This window comes from Haloferax massiliensis (assembly GCF_001368915.1).
GTDB lineage: Archaea > Halobacteriota > Halobacteria > Halobacteriales > Haloferacaceae > Haloferax > Haloferax massiliensis.
Genome location: NZ_CSTE01000003.1, coordinates 376,576 through 394,652, shown reverse-complemented (window position 1 = coordinate 394,652; position 18,077 = coordinate 376,576). Strand labels below are relative to the sequence as shown.

Below are 18,077 nucleotides of genomic sequence, written 5' to 3'. Positions count from 1 at the left end.
GCGACCGGCCGCGGCACGGGCGGCTACGCCTCCGCCCCGCGGACGGTCCACGGCCACGCGTGGTACCACGGCGGCGACTACGCCGACGACTGGTACGAGAACAACGCCGGGAAAGTGAGCCGGTTCCCGGTCGGCGTCGCCGCGCTCGGCGTCGCCTACCTCGGGTCGACCGCGGCGATGCGTGACGACGCGCCCGACGCCGGCCCGGTGCCGTGGGACCGCGAGATTCAGGACCCGAACGACACCGTCGAGTACGACATCGACGACGACAGCCAGCTCGGACAGGACGGCTGGTACCGCGTCGGCGCGCACGTCGTCGGCGACGACGTGAACCACGACTTCCGCTGGGAGTGTTACGACCTCGAAGTCACCGACGGCATCGGCGACGCGGGGTACTCCATCGAGGAAGAGTGGAAAGTCTCCCCGCGCATCTGAGCGGGACGAACGACGACGGCGGCGGCCGCGACGGCGACACCGCCGCGTCCGCCGCGACCGATTCGCTCTCTATCGATGTCTGACACACGAACCGACACGGCGACGCTCCTGACGCTCACCTTCGTGGTGTCGTTCTGTAGCTTCGCCTACGAGTTCGTCTACTCGGAGCTGTTGACGGTGATGTACGGCGGGACGGTGACCCAGTACGTCATCACGGTCGGCCTGTACTTCTTCAGCCTCGGCATCGGCGCGGCGCTCTCAGACGACCTCGACGGCGCGACCCTCGGCGGGAACTTCTTCCGAACCGAGGTGCTCTTGGCCGCGGCCGCGCCCGCGGGCTTCCTGCTCATCGTCGGTCTCAACAGCGTCCGCATCCCGCAGGCCGTGCCCGCGGAACTCGTCTGGACCGTCGCCCGCCTGCCGGTCGTCGTCGTCGGGTTCCTCTCCGGGTTCGAACTCCCGCTTTTGACCCGCATGTTCGACGAACTCGACGACGACGGGTCGGCGACGCCCTCGTTGCTCCGGGACGCCGGAACCCGAATCCACGATTTCGTCGTGGCCGCCATCGGAACCCTCTGGACCGTCGAGCGGACCGAGGGCCGCAGAAGCGGGCTCTCGGTCATCCTCGCGATGGACTACGTCGGCGGCCTCGCCGGTGCCGTCGTCTACGCCCGCGTCCTCTACCCGGGCCTCGGCCTCATCCCGACGATATTCGTGCTGGCGCTCCTCAACGGGGTCGCCGCGCTCGTCTTCGTCGCCCACTTCGGCGACTGGTCGTGGTGGCCCCTCGGCGGCGACGCGTCGTCAGCAAGTCCCGCTCCGTCCGCCAGCGCCGCACCCGACGGGAACGCGACCGCCAGCGCGCGAGCCGACCGCTCGCTCTCGGCCGCTCGCGTCTCGAAGACGCTTCTCGTCGTCTGCCTGCTCCTGACGGCGACCTACGCGGGCGTCGTCGCCAAACACGACGTCGCCGACGAGCGACTGTCACAGCTCTATCTCGAACAGCAGATCGAAAACGAGTACTCGCCGGGCGCGATGCGCGCGACGGTCACCTCCCAAGAGACGACCGCCTACCAGCACGTCATCCGGTACGACCGCACGTGGACCGGTACCGGTCCGAACCCGTACTTCGACGGGCGAACCGAGCAGTGTCTCCGCCTCGGCGCGGCCGTCCAACTCTGCGAGAGCTGGGCCGACAGCTACCATCGGGGGTTGGTCGACGTGCCGATGTCGCTCGTCGAACCCGGCCCCGAGACGAAGGTGCTCGTCGTCGGCGGCGGCGACTGGATCGCCATCGACCACCTGCGGGAGTACGGCGTCACCGTCGACCACGTCGACCTCGACGGCGAGTTCATGCGCGACGCGAAGACGGACCCGTTCTTCCGCCGCTGGCACGACGACGCCTACGAGTACGACCGGCTGAACACGACGGTCGCCGACGGCTACCGCTACCTCCAGGAGACGAACGAGACGTACGACCTCGTGTTGCTCGACATTCCCGGCGCGACCGACGACGACCTGCTCACGCTCTACTCGACGGAGTTCTACCGCTCCGTCCGGACGCATCTCTCCGAGGACGGCGTCGCGGTGACGTGGGGCTACTCGCCCGACGCCTACCCCGAACACCACAAGGCGTTCGTCAACACCGTCGGTGCCGCGGGCTTCACCCGAGAGCTGTCCTACTGGGTGCGCGAGGACCTCGACGACGACGGCGAGACCGAGCGCGTCGAGCAGTTCTACGTGCTCGCGCCCGGCGAGCGCCCCCGGTTGACCGGCGACGGCGCGACCGAGTACGTCCGCGCCCGCGAGGAGCACTACGGCTCCGTCGAGTGGCACGCGGTCCCGCACTACCGCGGCGTCCGCGAGAACTCCATTTTCCACCCGAACTACGACATCCTCGTCGACACCTGACCACTATGCCTTCCCACTCACACCCGACGACCGAACCGCCCGCCGGCTCCGACCCATCGCAGTCGGCCGAGACACCGACGGAGCTGTACTTCGGCTACAGCGCCGACGTCCCCGACCTGACGACCGTCGACGTGAAGACGGTCGCCCCGGCGACGCTCGCGGGAGAACCGGCGGTGCTCACCGTCATCGGTTCGTCCCACTACGTCGGCCTGCCGGCGCTCGACTTCCACGAGCTGTGTTCGTGCGAGCCGCTGCCGCACGAGCGAACCCACGAGACGCCGCTTTCGGCCGGCGCGGAACGCGAGTTCCGCTTCGAGAGCGACCGACTCGACGCCCGGACGGTCGTCGAGGGGCGGCCGCTCGACGCCTTCCCCGGCCCGGAGACGGCGACGGTCGCCTATCGGTTCGAACCGGAGGCGTGGACCACCATCCGCGTCGCAGACGGCGGCTACGAGACGTACCACACCTACCCGGAGTACGACCTCGCGCTGTACACCGAGACGACGATGACTCCCAGACGAGCGGCTCAGCGATAACTCCCGAACGACAGACCCACCGATGACCCGAAACGCTTCCACCTACGACGGCGACGTGACGCTCAACGGCTCCGAACGACCCCCGGTCGAACTCCGCGCCCCCGCGGACGTGTTCGTCGGCGGCGCGAGCGTCGCCGGCGACCTCACCGTGCAGAACGCCGAGTACGTCTTCACCCACGCCCCGGTGAGCGACGACGCGGCCGTCGGCGACGCGGCCGTCGAGACCGAAATCCGCGGCAGTCTCGAAGACGGCTACGTCCAGTCGGTCGACGGCGACGTGCGCCTCGACGACGCCGAAGACGTGTTCATCGCGGCCGACGCCGCCGACGGCGCGGTCTCCGCGCCCGGCGCGGAGAACGTCTACGCGGGCGACGCGACGCCCGCCGCCGCCCCCGACGACTACGACGTCTCCACCTTCGGCTGGCAGCAGTCGGGGAGCGCGACCGACCCCGACACCGGCGTCTACGCGGTCGGCATGGCCCACGACATCGACCTCACGAAAGTCAGCTCCGACGTGGAACTCTACCTCGTCGGCCACGGCCACGAGGTGCGAGTCGAGGGTCGGGGCGCGGCGGTCTCGGTTCACTTCGTCGGCTACGACAACACCGTCAGCGTCGGCCCGTACCTCGCGTCGAGCGTCGAGACCGACACCGGCTTCGACAACGCGGTCGACGCCGACCCGTACCCCGCCGAGGACCTCGTCGAGATGTCCAGAAGCGAGGCCTACTCGAACGCCGGATTCGGCCGTCGGAAGGTGACGTTCCAAGAGCCGGCCGACGGCGACGAGTGGTGCCCGAACTGCGGCAAGCCCGCCGAGGCCATCATCGAGCGCCACCAGATGGAGGCGTTTTTCCTCTTCGGGTGGCCGCTTTGGACCTTCGAGCAGAGCACCAACCCCGCCCGCGAGTGCGAACACTGCTCGCCGAACGCGATTCACGCCGAACTCTCGGCGTCCGAGCGCCGCGAGATATTCGACTGACGCCGGTCCCGGTCCGAAGATATATATCAGAACACAGGACAATGTTGCACGTACGACTGTCCGCGCGTTCGAGCGTCGCCCCGACGCCCGAGCGCGTTCGCCGACTCCGACCCCGACTCGCCCGCCCCACTCGCGGCTCCCGTCGCACCCGCTGTCCACAGCGTATCCGTCCGCCCCTCCCCAGCCATGTCGAGAAATGAATCCACGCCGGCGCTGATGTCCTCTTCGTCGTGCCGGTACACGTTCGACCCGTCGGTGCAGACCGACGCCCACCTCCAGACGACGTGGGAGTGTCCGCACGAGGCCCACCCCGAAAGCGAGTTCTGCGTGTTCCACATGAGCCGCGACGAGCGCGCCTCGCTCGACGTGACTGGCGGCGATATCGTCGACGAACTCCGAGCGAACCTCCAGTCGCCCGACACCCGCGTCAACGAGTACGTCGGCGCGGACCTCCCGCATCTCTCGTTCACCTATCAGGACATCAACGGCGCGACGAATCACGTACTCAACTTCCAGCACGCCGACATCGACGGATTGGACCTCACCCACGGCCGCCTCGATCAGGGGTTGATTCTCCGCGAGGCGACGGTCGACCGGCTCAAACTCGACGAGGCGGTCGTCACCGGCGACGTGGACGCCCGCGACGTGACCGTCACCGGCGCGGTGACGACCGACGAGGCGACGTTCGAACAGGACGTTCGCTTCTCGGGGGCGACCTTCCGCGGCGATGTCTGCTGCGACGAGACGGCGTTCCAGGGCGACACGAGTTTCGCGGACGCCACGTTCCACGGCACCGCGCGCTTCCGCGACGCCGAGACCAGCGGGAGCAGTCACGTCCTCGAAGACCACATCACCTTCGCGGACGCGACGTTCCGCGACGACGCGAGCTTCAGACAGGCCACCTTCGACTACGTGACGTTCGAGGGCGCGCGCTTCGCCGCCGGCTCGGACTTCGAACACGTCGCGTTCGAGGGTGACGCCCGGTTCGACGGCGTCCGCTTCGACGAGATGGCCGACTTCGACGAGGCGCGGTTCGACGACGACGCGAGCTTCGCCGACGCCCGGTTCATGCAGTTGGCCGAGTTCCGCGGCGTCGAGTTCAACGGCGGCAGCCGGACGATTCACGACGACGTGACGTTCGAGGGCGCGACGTTCGAGGGCGAGGCCGATTACAAACTCGCGCGCTTCCGCTATTCGGACTTCAAAGACGCCGCGTTCAAGGACGCGGTCAGCTTCGACCGCGCGACGTTCACCGCCCGCACCGACTGCCACCGCCTCCGGGTCGACGGCTCGTTCGACCTCTCTCTGGCGTCGTTCGGCGGGGAAGCCAACTTCGACGAGAGCGAGTTCCGAGACGCCGTCGTCGCCGAGGAGGCGACGTTCGGCTGCGACACCTCCTTCGAGGCGGTCGAGTTCCAATCTAACGCCCGGTTCGGCGAGGCGCGGTTCGAAGAGGACGTGACGTTCAAGACCGCCACGTTCCACGGTCCGGCCTCGTTCCGCGGGACCTTCTTCGAGGGCGAACTGCAACACCTCGAAGCGAACGCCTCGTTCAACGAGGCGACCTTCGAGGCCGGCGCGGAGTTCGAGGCGGCGAACTTCACGAGCGCGTCGTTCTGGGAGACGACGTTCCACGACCGCGCTGACTTCCGGCAGTCGGACTTCGAAACGGCGCGTTTCCGCGTGCTCGTCGGTGACCGCGACACCTACCTCGACTTCACCGACGCGACGCTCGCCGGCGGCACAGTTTCGCAGGGCTCCGGCGAGCCGACGCCGTACGACCTCACCCGCGCGACCATCGGTGACCTGACGCTGGAGGGCGACGGCAACGAACACCAGCTTCTGGACCACTTCCGCTTCTGTCTCACCGAGTTCGACCGCTTCGACTTCAGCGACCACCACGGCTATCTCGAACGCAACGACTGGACCATCCACGACTTCGTCGGCAACGGCGCGACCGGCCAGTTCGCCGTCGAACTGACGCCCGAAATCATCGAGGAGACCTACCGGAAGGCGCAGGACAGCGCCAACGCCGTCGGCGACACCCCCGCGAGCCGCGAGTTCGAGTTCAAGCGCTACTACTACAACCGACAGAAGAACTTCGACATCATCCTCAACGAGTACTCGCTGAACACGTGGGCCCGCGGCAAGAAGGTCGCAAGCGTGGGGCTGAACACGCTCATGCAGGTCACCTGCGGCTACGGCAACCGACTCCCGAGAATCGCGGCGTTCACGTTCCTCCTCCCGGCGCTGTTCGGGCTGTGTTACGCCCTCGGCGGGCCGTTTCTGACGCAGGCGGGGAGCGTCTTCGACCCCGCCGCGGTCGACAAGACGACGATGGAGGTCCTGTTCGACAACGTCTACTACAGCTACATCAGTTTCAGCACGGTCGGCTACGGCGACATCAACCCGCTCGGGCCGGCGGCGCGCGTGCTCGCGGCGAGTCAGGGGATGTTGAATGGCCTGTTCTTTACCCTGCTCACGTTCACGCTGTTCAAGCGCGTGCTCGGCGGGAGCTAATCGCGCCGGGCGTCGTTGTCGTCATCGGCGCTCGTACACGTCCGGCCGCGCGTGCTGGAGCGTCTGCATGTCGCGGCGAATCTCGTCCAGATGCGACAGGTCGATAGTCGCCGTGACGACCTCTTCGCGGTCCCGCGCCTTCGAAATCACGTTCCCCCACGGGTCGACGACGAGCGTGCGGCCGTAGGTCTCGACCCACGACGGCTTGTCGCCGATTTGGCCGGGCGCGATGACGTACGCCTGATTCTCGATGGCTCGGGCGCGAAGCAGCGGCTCCCAGTGGTCTTTTCCGGTGTGCATCGTGAACGCCGACGGGACCAGAAGCACGTTCGCGCCGGACTGCGCCATCGTTCGGTAGAGTCCCGGAAACCGGAGGTCGTAACAGATAGAGAGGCCGAACGACGCGAGGTCGGTGTCGACCGTCACCGCTCGGTCGCCGGGTGCGACGCGGTCGGACTCGCGGTGTTCGACGCTCCCGTCGAGTTCGATGTCGAACAGGTGGACCTTCCGGTAGGTGTCGAGCACCTCGCCGCCCGGGCCGATGAGCGCCGACGTGTTGTACACCCGGTCGCTGTTCGGAATCCGCTCGAAGAAACTGCCCGTGTGGACGTAGACGCCGTGCTCGCGGGCCTTCTCCGAGAAGCGCCGTATCGTCGGCCCGTCGAGCGACTCCGCGACCTCGGCGAACCGCTCCTCCGGGCCGATGAAGGTCGTCATCTCCGGGAACGCGACGAAGTCAGCGCCGTCGGTCGCGGCCTCGTCGAGGAGGCCGAGCGCCCGCTCCACGTTCGCCGCCTTGTCGTCTCGCGAGTCTAGCTGGCACGCGGCCGCCACGAATCGGGACATCTCGTCGGAATACTACGCGGACCGACGACATGGTAGTCACGGTTACTCGCTCGGGTCGAACTCCAGATAGACGAGTCGCTCGTCTCCGACCGTCCAGCCGTGGTGCCCCGGCGGGATGGTCGCGGTACAGCCGGCGGTAATCTCCGTCCGCGTCCCGTCGTCCAGTTCGAGGCCGAGCGTCCCCGAAACGACGTAGATGTCGTGTGCGTTCTGACAGTAGTCGGGTTCCGCGCTCCCGCGGTCGCCGTCGGTTCCCCACTCCGGTTCCAGCGTCGCCCGCGTGACCGCCACGCCGCTCAGTTCGACGGACTCCGTGCGGCCGGCTTCGAGCGCCGTCGGGTTCGTGTCGGAAAGCTCCGTGACGACCAGTTCGTCAACTTCTGTACTGTCTGCCATAGAACACGTTCCGCGGGCGTGATAGTATCTCTTGCGCCGGTACCAAACCCCGGTCACAAAAATGTAAGAATATTTTTCAAACTCTATTCATCCATCATTTCCGATAGTTATTGATAGCCGGGAACTGTCGTTGCCGACCCCTCAGTCCGCGAACAGTACCACGAAGGGCCCAGACGTCGAGTACGGTTCAAACTCCGCAGTCAAACCCCGCCAACATATATAACATCTTAGCTGTCTTACATACACGAGTATGGTCTCAATTCCTCGCTTTTCGGCCCTCTCTCCGGCGTGGAACGCCGCGCTTGTCGGGGCAATCGCATCGATACCCGTCAGTACGCTTGTAAACTGGCTCCCAGACTCGGAGGCGACCGTCGGCGCTGGTGTGATGCTGTTCGGCGGGTTCATCGCTGGGGCCGTCGCCGCGGTCCGCTCTGTGGATTCGGACGCCGCCGGTCTCCGCGCTGGCTTTCTCGGTGGTGGTCTCGAACTGCTCATATTCGCCGTGACGACGGCACCGACGGCGGCGTGGCCGCTGTCCAGAGTCGCGTTCTTCGCGGTCGCCGGGGGAGCCATCCTGTGTCTCGCCCCGCTCTTTGGACTGGGATGCGGTCGAATCGGCGGGTGGGTAGTGCAAACTATTGCCTCACGGCGGAATTTGCCCGTGAATACGTCGTAGCTTCCTCGCGGTATCTCACACCGAATCACCAAATTTTAAAGATATATTTAAATCTGATATGTTCTCTGATATTGATGCTTGCTCTCGGGTTCGAACATCTCCTTGGACCACTCAGCGACGAGAATGCGAACTCGTTCAGCAACGATAGGGCAACCCGTTCCTCAACGGGGAACAGATTACGCCGCGACGCGCGCCGCTCCGCTCACTCGTCGACGGGTTCGAGGGGGTCGGTCTTCCCCCACCGCGCCGACGCGCCCTCGGTCGGGGCCGCCCACTCGACGGCGTTGTCGATGACCCGTTTGACCTCGTCTTGGTGGAAGATGGGATACTCCTCGTGGCCCGGTCGGAACGCGAAGATTCGCCCGCGGCCGCGCCGATAGCAGACGCCCGAGCGGAACACGTCGCCGCCTTCGAACCACGAGATGAAGACGGTCCTGTCGGGTTCCGGGATGTCGTAGGGCTCGCCGTAGGTCTCCGTCGCCGGGATGACGAACTGCTCGTCGAGGCCGTCGGCGATGGGGTGGCCGGGGTCCGCGACCCAGACGCGCTCGCGCTCGCCGCCGTGGCGGTACTTGATGTTGCAGGTCGTGCCCATCAGCCGCGTGAACGGCTTCGAGTTCTTCCCCGAGTGCAGCGGGACGAAGCCCATCCCCTCGTGGACGCGCTCGACGACGCGCTCCGCGACGGCGTCTGTCACCTCGTCGTTGGCGCAGTGAGACCACCAGATTAACACGTCCGTCGCGTCCAGCGTCTCTGCGTCTAACCCGTGTTCGGGCTCCTGTAGCGTCGCCGTTCGCACCTCGCGGTCCGGTGCCTCCAGATGCTCCGCGATGGTCCCGTGGATTCCCTTCGGATACCGCTCCGCGACTTCCGGTTCCTCTCGCTCGTGGACGTTCTCGTTCCAGACGGTGACTCGTGTCGGCATGCGCCATACTGTTCGCCCCCGTTGATAAATTCTCTCACCCCGAGCGTGACGGCGGTCCTCGTTCACTCGCGAAATACGTTCCCCAACCGGGAACAACGTGTAATGAGAAAGAAGAACGGCTATCACCGACGAATATTGGATTTCAGCTATCATAGCTGACGAACTACGAGCTGTCGCCCCGACATTTTCGACCCGTTTGCGTTACAGGCGTATGCATGTAATGTCAGTCTGGTGGGCTTCTCTCACGGACCTTGTCTCGCACTCACATGATACTCCCTGATTAGTAATTCCCGACACGGGAACAGCGTTCGGCTCGGAGTTTCCGGTTCGAGACGGCCTGATAGCTAATCGCCGGTTTCGAGACTTCTCAGTCGCTCTCCCGAATCGTGAGATTCCACACGTCGAATACTGCCGTTCCCCTGCTGGGAACGAATCTGCGGCTTTCGAATCCTCGTACGCGTCTTCCGAACTCCGCGCGACGCGGCCGGAGCCCCGCTTACGACCCCGTCTCAGACCACGGGTGGTCGTAACTCGGGTCATCGACGAAGCGGTCGAGGCCGGCGCGAATCGACATTCGGCTTCCAGCCGGGAGCCGAACTCGGAGCGCGTCCGTGCCTTCGTCGCCGTCGCTCGCGCTGTCGGTGCCTCCATCGCCGTCGTCGCCGACGCGGGGCTCCGTCCCGTCGGTCTCGACCGTCGTAAAGCGGTGTTCGCCGTACGCACCGGCTTGAACGACGACCTCCTCCCGTCTCGCGCCGGTGTTGACGAGCGTCAGTTCGAGTCCGTCGCTCGTCACCGATTCGACGAGCGCGGCAACGCCGGTCGGGAGTCCCGGCCGCTCTCTTCGCGCGTCGAAGTGCCGCACCTGCGCCATGACGAGGCCGCCGTAGTAGACGGGCTGTGGCGCTCCCATCGTGAGTTGGAGCAGCGCCTTGTGGAACGCCGGGTTCCGGTCTCTGAGGTAGTCCTCGTCGACGGTCGCCGGTTCGTTCCCCTCGGCGTCGAACAGGCGCAGTCGCTCGTCGACGTGCTCGCGTGTCGCGTCGAAAATTCGGTCCGGGTAGTCCGGGAACTCTCCGTCGAGGTAGGCGAGCCACGCGTACTCGTGGCCGTCGTCGTGTTTCGTCTTCGCGCGCGGGTCGACCCGCTGCCAGTCCTGCTTCCCCCAGTCGCGGAGCCGGCGGACCCGCTTTCGGTCCTCCTCGCGCATCGACATGTACCAGAGGTGGACCGCGTAGGGGTCGTCCGTGTGCGGCTGGAACTCGTACCAGCCGTCCCGCCACAGCACTTCCCCGTCGTCTTCGGTGAGGACGCCCGACGCGTCGTAGTGGTAGTCACCCTCGTCGCCGTACTTGTGCGGGATGTAGAGGGTGCTGTGTACGTCGTCTTCGGCCACCTCGATGCCGTTTTCGATGAGCACGTCGAGCTGGGACCGCGGGAAGTCGAGATACTCCCGGTCGCCTTCGAGCAGGACCGCGTTCTCGGCGGCGACCGTCGGTCCGATGCCGACGTAGTGCCACCCGCCCCACGACCAGCCGTAGTAGCCGCCGTACCACGACCCGTCTGTGTACTCGCCGATTTCGCCCGAGCGCCCGACGTTGTCGGGGATGATGCCGCCGTTTTCGGCCGTCCGCTCCCGCCACGCGTCGAGGTAGTCGGTCACCCACTCCCGGTAGTCGTCGTCGCCCGTGTGGAGATAGGCGTTCGTCATCAGGCTCGTGATGTTGAGGTTCAGCGGGATGTCGCCCTTCGCGCAGCGCTCGTTCAACACCTCGAACAGGCGCTCCTCGTTCGCCGGGTCGAGGAGGTCCGCGGCCTCGTCGAACTCCAAGTCCCGCCACGGGAGACCGTGTCTGGCCCAGCGGTAGTCCGCGCCGTAGGGGTGGTGTTCGTAGGCGGAGAAGTCGCAGAACTCCGGCCCCGTGCTCCCGTTCATCGGCCCGCGAACCACCCGCTCGTCGGCGTCGTAGTTCCCCGTCTCCGAGTCGGCGGTGTAGAACTCCGCGAACTTCGTCGCCCGGTCGATGACCGCGTCGTCGTCGGGCGCGGCGAGGCCCATGTTGTACGTGTAGAGATTGCCCTCGCCGAGGTGGAACCAGTCGCGGCACTGTTCGAACTCGTCGACGACCATCGGATGGCCGAACGGCGTTTCGGTCGCCGCGCCGCGTTCGAGCGCGGCCTCGTACGCGCGGCGGGCGTGGTCGAGCAGGCGCTCGTCGCCGCCCATCGCGTACAACAGCGGCCAGTTGTAGAACCCCTCGACCACGTCGTCGAAGCCGTCGACGCCCACGTGGTCGTCCGGCGGCCAGAACGGCTCCCCGTCGGGACCGGTGTAGTCGTCGACGAACCGGTCGACCGCGTCGGCCGTCAGGTCGAACAGTGCTCGCTGCTTGTGCGCCCACGTCGGCGGTCGCGTCGCCTCGGCGGTCGCTTCGAACTCGCGCATGTCCACATACCCCGCGCCTCGGGTGATGAATATTCGGGTCGCGCGGGTCGCAGTCGCGAGGTCGGGTCGGTTCGCGGCGCTCCGAGCGGTCGCGCTGTTGCCGCACCGCTGTCGCCGAACCGCCCGCTTCAGTCGTCACTCTCCGCGCCGTGGCCTCTCGCCGTTACTGCGGGCTATCGCAGTCGCTCTCGCGGCCCCAGTCGGTCGTTGTCGGTCGCGGTCGGCGTCTTCCGTCGGTCGCGCTCAGTCGATGAGGCGCTCGATGTCGTCGTCGAGCTGGTCGTACAGCTCCTCCGCCTGGCGCTCGTCTTCGGCCGACAGCGGGCGAATCGGCTCGCGGACTCCCCCGCCGTGCAGGCCGGCCAGTTCGAGGCCTTTCTTCACCGCCGGGACGCTGATAGCGCCATCGAGGGTGTTGTCCTGTCCGGTCTGGTCGCGGAAGTTCTGGTAGGGCAGACAGATGTTCCGAAGCTCGCGGGCGCGCTCCCAGTTCTCCTCGGTGAGCGCCTCGAACAGCGCGAGTCCGACTTCCGGACGGAAGTTGCTCACGCCCGCCGAGAACCCCTCGATGCCCTCGTTCCAAAACGAGACGGCGAAGGGTTCGGCGAGGCCGTCCACCCAGACCGCGTCGTCGCCGGTGGCGCTGGCGGCCGCGCCGAGTTTGACCGGGTCCTCGATGGCGTACTTGATGCCGACCACGCCGTCGAGCCCCGCGAGGTCACGGAGGTAGCTGATTGACGGGTCGAACCCCTTGACGTACGGCACCAGCGGGGCCGACGAGGCGTCGGCGAGCTTTTCGTAGTAGCGAAGCAGGCCGCGCTCGTGGACGTAGGTGTGGTCCGGCGGCATTATCATCATCCCGTCGACGCCGATGCGGTCGTAGGCTTCGATGAGCTCTGTCGCGCCGGCCGTACTTCCGCCGACGCCGGCGAGGACGCACACGTCCGACGGGAGCGCGTCGACCGCCGTCTCGGTCACGTCGACGCGTTCCTGCTGGGACAGCGAGTGGTACTCGCTGATGTTCGCGGCCGCGAGGAACGTTCGGATTCCCCCGTCGTAGAGCGTCGTCGCGTTCGCTGCCAGTTCGTCGTGTTCGATGTCGAGGTCGTCGTCGAACGGGGTGAGGAGCCCGGCGGCGACGCCGCGCAGGTGCTCGCGCACACCGCTCTCTGCGAGTGGCATACCCGAACCACCGGGTACTCGCGCATAAAATCTTCGGACAGGGGGGTCGCGAGCGACGCCGAGCGCCCGCGGACCGTCACAACAGTTATCTGCCCCATCTCTGTAGTCGCACCCATGCCGCGTCAGACAGACTCGTCTCCAATCGCCGTCGGAGTCGTCGGCCTCGGTAGCCTCGGCCGTCGGCTCTGTCAACAGTTCGTCGAACTCCCGCGGTCGGAACTCGTCGCCGTCTCCGACGTGGACCCCGACGGCCTCGCCGAGGTCGGCGACGAGTTCGACGTTCCCGAGGCGCACCGCTACCGGTCGTTCGAGGCGTTCCTCGACTCGGCCCCGATGGACGCCGTCGCCGTCGCGACGCCGAACGGCCTGCACTACGAACAGACCTCGGCCGTGTTGGACCGCGGCCTCCACGTCCTCTGCGAGAAGCCCCTCGCGACCGACGCCGAGGAGGCCTACGAGCTCACGACCCGCGCCGAGGAGAGCGACCGAACCGTGATGGTCGGCTACCAGCGACACTTCAACCCGGCCTACAAGCGCGCCCGCGACGAGTGGGCCGACGGCGACCGCGTCCCGCGGTTTATCACCGGCGAGGTGACCCACGACTGGCAGTCCTACTACGAGCAGGAAGACGACTGGCGGATGAACCCCGAGCTGAGCGGCGGCGGCCACCTCCTGAACGTCGGCACGCACGTCATCGACGCCATCCTCTGGACGACCGGCCTCACGCCCACGCACGTCAACGCCTACGTCGACTTCCACGACGACGAGCAGGTGTTCGACCGCCAGTCCTCCATCATCATCGAGTTCGCGGAGGGCGCGGTGGCGAACGTCTCCGACACGGGCGTCGTCGCGCGGACCCGCGAGCACGTCCACATCTGGGACGACGAGGGCGCGATATACCTCGAAGGCCACGAGTGGGACGACCGCACCGGCTACGTCATCGACGACGAGGGGACCGAACACCACCCCTACGACGGCTACGAGCGGTGGCTGAGCAAGGGCACCGCGTTCCTCGACGCGATAGAGACCGGCGAGACGCCGCCCGCGACCGCCCGCGACGGCCTCAAGGCGGTGCTCATCACGATGGCCGCCTACGAGTCGGGCCGCCGCAACGAGCGCGTCGCCCTCGACGAACTCTACCCGTTCGCGTCCGACGTCTTCCAGTAGCGCGCTCGTTTTTCCCGCTTCTCTCGACCGTCTCCTTCCCGTGTCTCCTGTTCCGAAGCGGAGTTTTATCGTGGTGGCCGAGTCTGTAGAGGTATGCGAATCGCGACTGTCAGCGGCTACGCTCTCTCGTCACCCATCGAACCGCCGCAGGACCGCCCCTTCCACGGCGGCGTCCGTCGCCTCCTCAAACGCGACGTGGTGCTCGTCGTCGTCGAATCGGCCGAGGGCACCCGCGGCATCGCCACCGCCGGCGCGAGCAGTTCCGCGATGCGGGAGTACTTCGAGGGCGACTCGCAGGGGACCTTCGCGGACGTGGTAAACGGCGCGGTCGCCGACGCGCTCGAAGGCGAGACCGTCGAGGAAGTCGAAGACGCCCGCGCGATGCTCCGCGACACCGACCTCCCCGACCGACTCCGCCGCGAGGCCATCTCGGCGCTCGACGTGGCGCTGTACGACATCCGCGGGAAGGAGGTCGGCGCGCCCATCTACGAACTGCTCGCCGACGAGTACGGCACCGACCCGACGACGGAGATGCCCCTGTACGCCAGCGCCGGGATGTACATGGAACCCGAGGGCTACGCCGAACAGGCGGCGACCATCCGCGACCTCGGCTTCTTCGGCTACAAATACCGACCGGGAATCGGCCCCGACGGGGACCGCCGGACTATCGAACTCCTCTCGGATGTCGCGGGCGACATGGAAGTGATGCTCGACGTGCACACGTGGTGGAAGATTCGCGACGGCTACGACCGCGAGACGGTCGAAGACCTCGTCACCTTCGCCGCCGAGCGGGACTGCTACTGGGTCGAAGAGCCGGTCTCGCCGGACGACCACGCGGGCTACGTCGACCTCGCGGAGACGGGCGCGCCGCTGGCCGGTGGCGAGAGCGAACCGACGCCAGAGGGCCTCGTCGCGCTCGGCGAGACGGGCGCGGTCGACTTTCTCCAGGGCGACGTTCGACACCACTGCGGCTACACCGGTTGTCGCCCCGCGGTCGAGTCCTGCGTCGGCCGCGACGTGGAGTTCGTCCCGCACAACTTCGGGACGTGGGTCGGCCTGCTCGCCAACGCGCACCTCGTCGCGGCCGCCCCCGAGGTGTCGCTCCTCGAATACCCGGTGTTCGAGGACGACCCGCTCCTCGACGCCGACACCGACCCCGGCATGTACCCCTTCGACCTCGCGTTCGACATCATCGAGGGACGGCCGGCCGTCGAGGACGGCGTCCTCTCGCTGTCCGACGAGCCGGGACTGGGCGTCGAGGCGAACCTCGACGCGCTCGACGACTACCCCTTCGAGGAGGGGCCGTGGACCGAGTTCCACTACGACGACGCCGAGTGACAAAGCCGGTAGTGTGTCGGTAGTCGCCACGACGCCGCGTTTCTTTTCGAGTCGTCGAACGGGTCAGCGCGACCCGGCCTCGCGCTGTTCGACGCGGACGGCGTGCGATTCGAGCCACTGTCGGAGGTCGCTCTCGGGGACGTGCAGTTCCCGGCTGTTCTCGGCGAGGTCCGGATAGCCGCCGACCGCCGACTGGCTGTCGATGTACTCGCCACCGAAGTTTCGGACGTTGTTGATGACCCGCCGGTCCTGATACGTTCGGTCGCCCGGGCGCGCCCCGGCGTACGCGAGGTTGTGTCGCGTCGCGTCGGCGGTCGAGAGCGGCGAAAGGCCGTCGGGCCACAGCGGCGGTTCGTCGAGGAGCGTCACGTCGGGCCCGTACATCGGCGTCTCCGGGTCGGTGGTGTTGGCGTCGCCGTACACCTCGCCGCCGCCCTCGATATTGTAGTCCCCCTCGTCGACCCGGAGGAACGAGTTCCCCACGATGCTCGCGACCGTCGAGTCGCCGAGGTTGACCGACTCGTTGTAGTGGTACATGACGTTGTTCACGAGCGCGCTGCGCGTCTCGGCCTTTAGTCGCGGATTGCGACCGATGTTGTGGGCCCAGACGTTCCCGTACAGCGCAACCTCCTCTGCACCGTCGCCGACGAGCGACCCATAGGAATGGGTCCCCTTCGGGTGCGTGGCGTCGGCTAGTCCCTCGGCCATGATGCAGTTCGAGTAGGTCGTCCGCCGTGAGTCGTACCCGGGCGACCCGTTCTCGTCGACCGCCCAGGTAATCGAACAGTGGTCGATGACGTTGTTCTCCGTCTCGTCGGCCGTCCGCACCCCGTCGGGAATCCAGCCGACGTCCTGTCCGGCGTCGCCCGGCCGAACCCGGATGTGTCTGAGCAAGCAGTCGTCAGCTTCGACCCAGAGCCCGCCTCGGACGAGCGTGATACCCGGCGACGGGGCGGTCTGTCCGGCGAGGTACAGCTCGTCCTCGTCGATAGTGAGCCGTTCCGCGCCGAGGTCGATGGTTCCGCTGGTCTCGAACACGACGACGCGCGGTCCGCTCCGGTTGACGGCGGCCTCGAACGCCTCGCGCGTGGGCTCGGTCACAGTGTACACCGGCGTGTCGTCGTCGAGCCACGGGGCCGCATCGGCGAACCCGTCGTCGGGGTCGAAATACGATCCGGCGGACGAGTCGGCACGCTCGGACCCGTCCGCTGCCGCGGCCGAATCGGCCGCGAGCAGAGCCGAGCTCCCGATAGTTCCGACACCAATCGCTCTCATGAACTCCCGTCTGTTGTGTCTCATGGTAGCTAACGTGTGGCATGGTTGCCAGCGATTGTCAATCAAAGTGAAAATTAATGAAAGTTATGGCCATCTGACATCGTTGGTTCGCGCTCCTCGGGCCGGACACCCCGAAACCGAGTGAAATCGGCCTCAAGCGCCTCGGTCGCCCCACTCGGCACCGTCACGTCGGTGGGTCGCCGCCGCGCCGCCGCTCGACCGCTCGGCACAAGCTATATTGTACCGGTCCGCAGTGTAGCCGACATGGAAATCACAGACATCGAAGTCATTCCGATATCGCACCGCCTGCCCGACGGGCAGGGGCTCGGCGACGCGCGCGGGTTCGGCCACGACAGGGCGACGACGCTCATCCGCGTCGACACCGACACCGGCGAGGTCGGCTGGGGCGAGGCGTTCGCGCCGGGGAGCGTCGTCGCGCCCGTCGTCGACGAGTTCTTCCGCGACGACGTGGTCGGCATGGACCCCTTCGACGTGCGACGCCTCGCGGAGGAGTCGTACACAGACCCGTACCACTTCGGCGGGAGCGTCTTCGTCCAGAGCGCCCTCAGCGGCATCGACGTGGCCCTGTGGGATCTCGTCGGCAAGGCCACCGGCAAGCCCGTCCACCGGCTCCTCGGCGGGACGCCGCGGGAGACGCTCACCGCCTACGCCTCGACGATGTACTTCACCGAGGCGGACCGCGACATCGCCGAGCCGATTCGAGACGCCGTCGACGAGGGGTTCTCGGCGGCCAAGATAAAAATCGGCAACGGCACGGACTCCGACGTGGAGCGGGTTCGGACCGCTCGCCAACTCCTCGGCGACGATGCGCGGCTGATGGTCGACATCAACGGGAACTACCGGCCGCGACAGGCGATTCGAACCGCGAAGGCCATCGAGGAGTTCGACATCACGTGGATGGAAGAGCCGGTCCCGCCGGAGAACCTCTCGGGCTACCGCGAGGTCAAACGCGGCGTCGACGTGCCCCTCGCGGCCGGTGAGGCGCACTACGGCCGCTTCGAGTTCAAGCGCCTCGTGGACGACCGGACGGTCGACGTGGTCCAGCCCAATCTCGGTCGGTGCGGCGGGCTCTCGGAGGCGAGCCGAATCGCCGACCTCGCCAGCACGGAGAACGTGGCGGTCCGGCCCCACATCTGGAACAGCGCGGTCGGCCTCGCCGCGGCGGTCCAGTTCGCGGCGTCCGTCTCGGACTACCCGCACACGCGGCACGTCCCGGAGCCGATGATGGTCGAGTTCGACCGGAGCGAGAACCCGCTCCGCGACGAGATTCTGCAGACCCCGTTCGACCCGACCGGCGGCGAGGTTGACGTGCCGGAGGCCCCCGGTCTGGGCGTCGAAATCGACGAGGACGCGGTCGAACGGTACCGGGCCGACCGCTGAGTTCGGGTCGCTGACTCGCTTCTCGGCTCATTGCGCCGTCGAAC

General features: G+C 67.0%; 14 protein-coding genes and 1 pseudogene. 9 read left to right on the top strand and 6 right to left on the bottom strand.

From position 1 onward, the window contains the following. The 5 genes and pseudogenes from BN996_RS15300 to BN996_RS15275 all read left to right on the top strand — a co-directional run. Nucleotides 1-435, top strand: a pseudogene (locus BN996_RS15300) (hypothetical protein); the annotation flags it as partial. 75 nt (nucleotides 436-510) lie between these two features. After that, on the top strand, nucleotides 511-2,346 hold the full coding sequence (locus BN996_RS15295) for a spermidine synthase (protein WP_089780514.1): 1,836 nt from the start codon (nucleotides 511-513) through the stop codon (nucleotides 2,344-2,346). Nucleotides 2,347-2,351: 5 nt separating this feature from the next. Beyond that, nucleotides 2,352-2,882, top strand: coding sequence for a hypothetical protein (locus BN996_RS15290; protein WP_089780512.1), 531 nt, complete (start codon nucleotides 2,352-2,354; stop codon nucleotides 2,880-2,882). Nucleotides 2,883-2,904: 22 nt separating this feature from the next. Beyond that, nucleotides 2,905-3,861 carry a DUF8108 domain-containing protein gene (locus BN996_RS15285; RefSeq protein ID WP_089780510.1) on the top strand — a complete coding sequence of 319 codons (957 nt, stop codon included), beginning with the start codon at nucleotides 2,905-2,907 and terminating at the stop codon, nucleotides 3,859-3,861. A 216-nt stretch (nucleotides 3,862-4,077) separates the two neighbouring features. Continuing rightward, complete coding sequence (locus tag BN996_RS15275; RefSeq protein ID WP_089780508.1) at nucleotides 4,078-6,381, top strand: pentapeptide repeat-containing protein; 2,304 nt, start codon at nucleotides 4,078-4,080, stop codon at nucleotides 6,379-6,381. A 21-nt stretch (nucleotides 6,382-6,402) separates the two neighbouring features. On the opposite strand, the gene BN996_RS15270 is transcribed toward BN996_RS15275, so the two are convergent. Both BN996_RS15270 and BN996_RS15265 read right to left on the bottom strand, forming a co-directional pair. Beyond that, nucleotides 6,403-7,227, bottom strand: a complete 825-nt coding sequence (locus tag BN996_RS15270; RefSeq protein ID WP_089780505.1) for a carbon-nitrogen hydrolase family protein — start codon at nucleotides 7,225-7,227, stop codon at nucleotides 6,403-6,405. A 42-nt stretch (nucleotides 7,228-7,269) separates the two neighbouring features. Next, on the bottom strand, nucleotides 7,270-7,623 hold the full coding sequence (locus BN996_RS15265) for a cupin domain-containing protein (protein WP_089780503.1): 354 nt from the start codon (nucleotides 7,621-7,623) through the stop codon (nucleotides 7,270-7,272). A gap of 250 nt (nucleotides 7,624-7,873) precedes the next feature. On the opposite strand from BN996_RS15265, the gene BN996_RS15260 reads away from it, so the two are divergent. Continuing rightward, a complete protein-coding gene (locus BN996_RS15260; RefSeq protein WP_089780501.1) occupies nucleotides 7,874-8,299 on the top strand; it encodes a DUF5518 domain-containing protein in 426 nt (141 codons plus the stop codon). Between the two features lie 202 nt (nucleotides 8,300-8,501). Here BN996_RS15260 and BN996_RS15255 read toward each other — a convergent pair whose 3' ends face one another. From BN996_RS15255 to BN996_RS15245, 3 genes are all read right to left on the bottom strand, one after another. Next, the gene (locus tag BN996_RS15255) at nucleotides 8,502-9,224 is read right to left on the bottom strand and encodes a ThuA domain-containing protein (protein WP_089780500.1); all 723 of its coding nucleotides are present in this window, start codon (nucleotides 9,222-9,224) and stop codon (nucleotides 8,502-8,504) included. Nucleotides 9,225-9,720: 496 nt separating this feature from the next. Continuing rightward, nucleotides 9,721-11,670, bottom strand: coding sequence for a DUF8034 domain-containing protein (locus tag BN996_RS15250; protein ID WP_089780498.1), 1,950 nt, complete (start codon nucleotides 11,668-11,670; stop codon nucleotides 9,721-9,723). A 243-nt stretch (nucleotides 11,671-11,913) separates the two neighbouring features. After that, nucleotides 11,914-12,852 carry a dihydrodipicolinate synthase family protein gene (locus tag BN996_RS15245; protein WP_089780494.1) on the bottom strand — a complete coding sequence of 313 codons (939 nt, stop codon included), beginning with the start codon at nucleotides 12,850-12,852 and terminating at the stop codon, nucleotides 11,914-11,916. A 114-nt stretch (nucleotides 12,853-12,966) separates the two neighbouring features. On the opposite strand from BN996_RS15245, the gene BN996_RS15240 reads away from it, so the two are divergent. Then, nucleotides 12,967-14,019: a Gfo/Idh/MocA family protein gene (locus tag BN996_RS15240; protein ID WP_089780492.1), complete on the top strand. Its 1,053-nt coding sequence runs from the start codon at nucleotides 12,967-12,969 to the stop codon at nucleotides 14,017-14,019. 93 nt (nucleotides 14,020-14,112) lie between these two features. Beyond that, nucleotides 14,113-15,357, top strand: coding sequence for a mandelate racemase/muconate lactonizing enzyme family protein (locus tag BN996_RS15235; protein WP_089780490.1), 1,245 nt, complete (start codon nucleotides 14,113-14,115; stop codon nucleotides 15,355-15,357). A gap of 63 nt (nucleotides 15,358-15,420) precedes the next feature. On the opposite strand, the gene BN996_RS15230 is transcribed toward BN996_RS15235, so the two are convergent. Further along, the gene (locus BN996_RS15230) at nucleotides 15,421-16,632 is read right to left on the bottom strand and encodes a hypothetical protein (RefSeq protein ID WP_089780488.1); all 1,212 of its coding nucleotides are present in this window, start codon (nucleotides 16,630-16,632) and stop codon (nucleotides 15,421-15,423) included. A 264-nt stretch (nucleotides 16,633-16,896) separates the two neighbouring features. On the opposite strand from BN996_RS15230, the gene BN996_RS15225 reads away from it, so the two are divergent. Further along, a complete protein-coding gene (locus BN996_RS15225; RefSeq protein ID WP_089780486.1) occupies nucleotides 16,897-18,033 on the top strand; it encodes a mandelate racemase/muconate lactonizing enzyme family protein in 1,137 nt (378 codons plus the stop codon). Nucleotides 18,034-18,077 lie beyond the last annotated feature (44 nt).

What these genes read in the sequence shown, in the direction of transcription:
- BN996_RS15295 (WP_089780514.1), top strand. Translation starts at nt 511, where the DNA reads ATGTCTGACACACGAACCGACACGGCGACGCTCCTGACGCTCACCTTC.
- BN996_RS15290 (WP_089780512.1), top strand. Translation starts at nt 2,352, where the DNA reads ATGCCTTCCCACTCACACCCGACGACCGAACCGCCCGCCGGCTCCGAC.
- BN996_RS15285 (WP_089780510.1), top strand. Translation starts at nt 2,905, where the DNA reads ATGACCCGAAACGCTTCCACCTACGACGGCGACGTGACGCTCAACGGC.
- BN996_RS15275 (WP_089780508.1), top strand. Translation starts at nt 4,078, where the DNA reads ATGTCCTCTTCGTCGTGCCGGTACACGTTCGACCCGTCGGTGCAGACC.
- BN996_RS15270 (WP_089780505.1), bottom strand. Translation starts at nt 7,227, where the DNA reads ATGTCCCGATTCGTGGCGGCCGCGTGCCAGCTAGACTCGCGAGACGAC.
- BN996_RS15265 (WP_089780503.1), bottom strand. Translation starts at nt 7,623, where the DNA reads ATGGCAGACAGTACAGAAGTTGACGAACTGGTCGTCACGGAGCTTTCC.
- BN996_RS15260 (WP_089780501.1), top strand. Translation starts at nt 7,874, where the DNA reads ATGGTCTCAATTCCTCGCTTTTCGGCCCTCTCTCCGGCGTGGAACGCC.
- BN996_RS15255 (WP_089780500.1), bottom strand. Translation starts at nt 9,224, where the DNA reads ATGCCGACACGAGTCACCGTCTGGAACGAGAACGTCCACGAGCGAGAG.
- BN996_RS15250 (WP_089780498.1), bottom strand. Translation starts at nt 11,670, where the DNA reads ATGCGCGAGTTCGAAGCGACCGCCGAGGCGACGCGACCGCCGACGTGG.
- BN996_RS15245 (WP_089780494.1), bottom strand. Translation starts at nt 12,852, where the DNA reads ATGCCACTCGCAGAGAGCGGTGTGCGCGAGCACCTGCGCGGCGTCGCC.
- BN996_RS15240 (WP_089780492.1), top strand. Translation starts at nt 12,967, where the DNA reads ATGCCGCGTCAGACAGACTCGTCTCCAATCGCCGTCGGAGTCGTCGGC.
- BN996_RS15235 (WP_089780490.1), top strand. Translation starts at nt 14,113, where the DNA reads ATGCGAATCGCGACTGTCAGCGGCTACGCTCTCTCGTCACCCATCGAA.
- BN996_RS15230 (WP_089780488.1), bottom strand. Translation starts at nt 16,632, where the DNA reads ATGAGAGCGATTGGTGTCGGAACTATCGGGAGCTCGGCTCTGCTCGCG.
- BN996_RS15225 (WP_089780486.1), top strand. Translation starts at nt 16,897, where the DNA reads ATGGAAATCACAGACATCGAAGTCATTCCGATATCGCACCGCCTGCCC.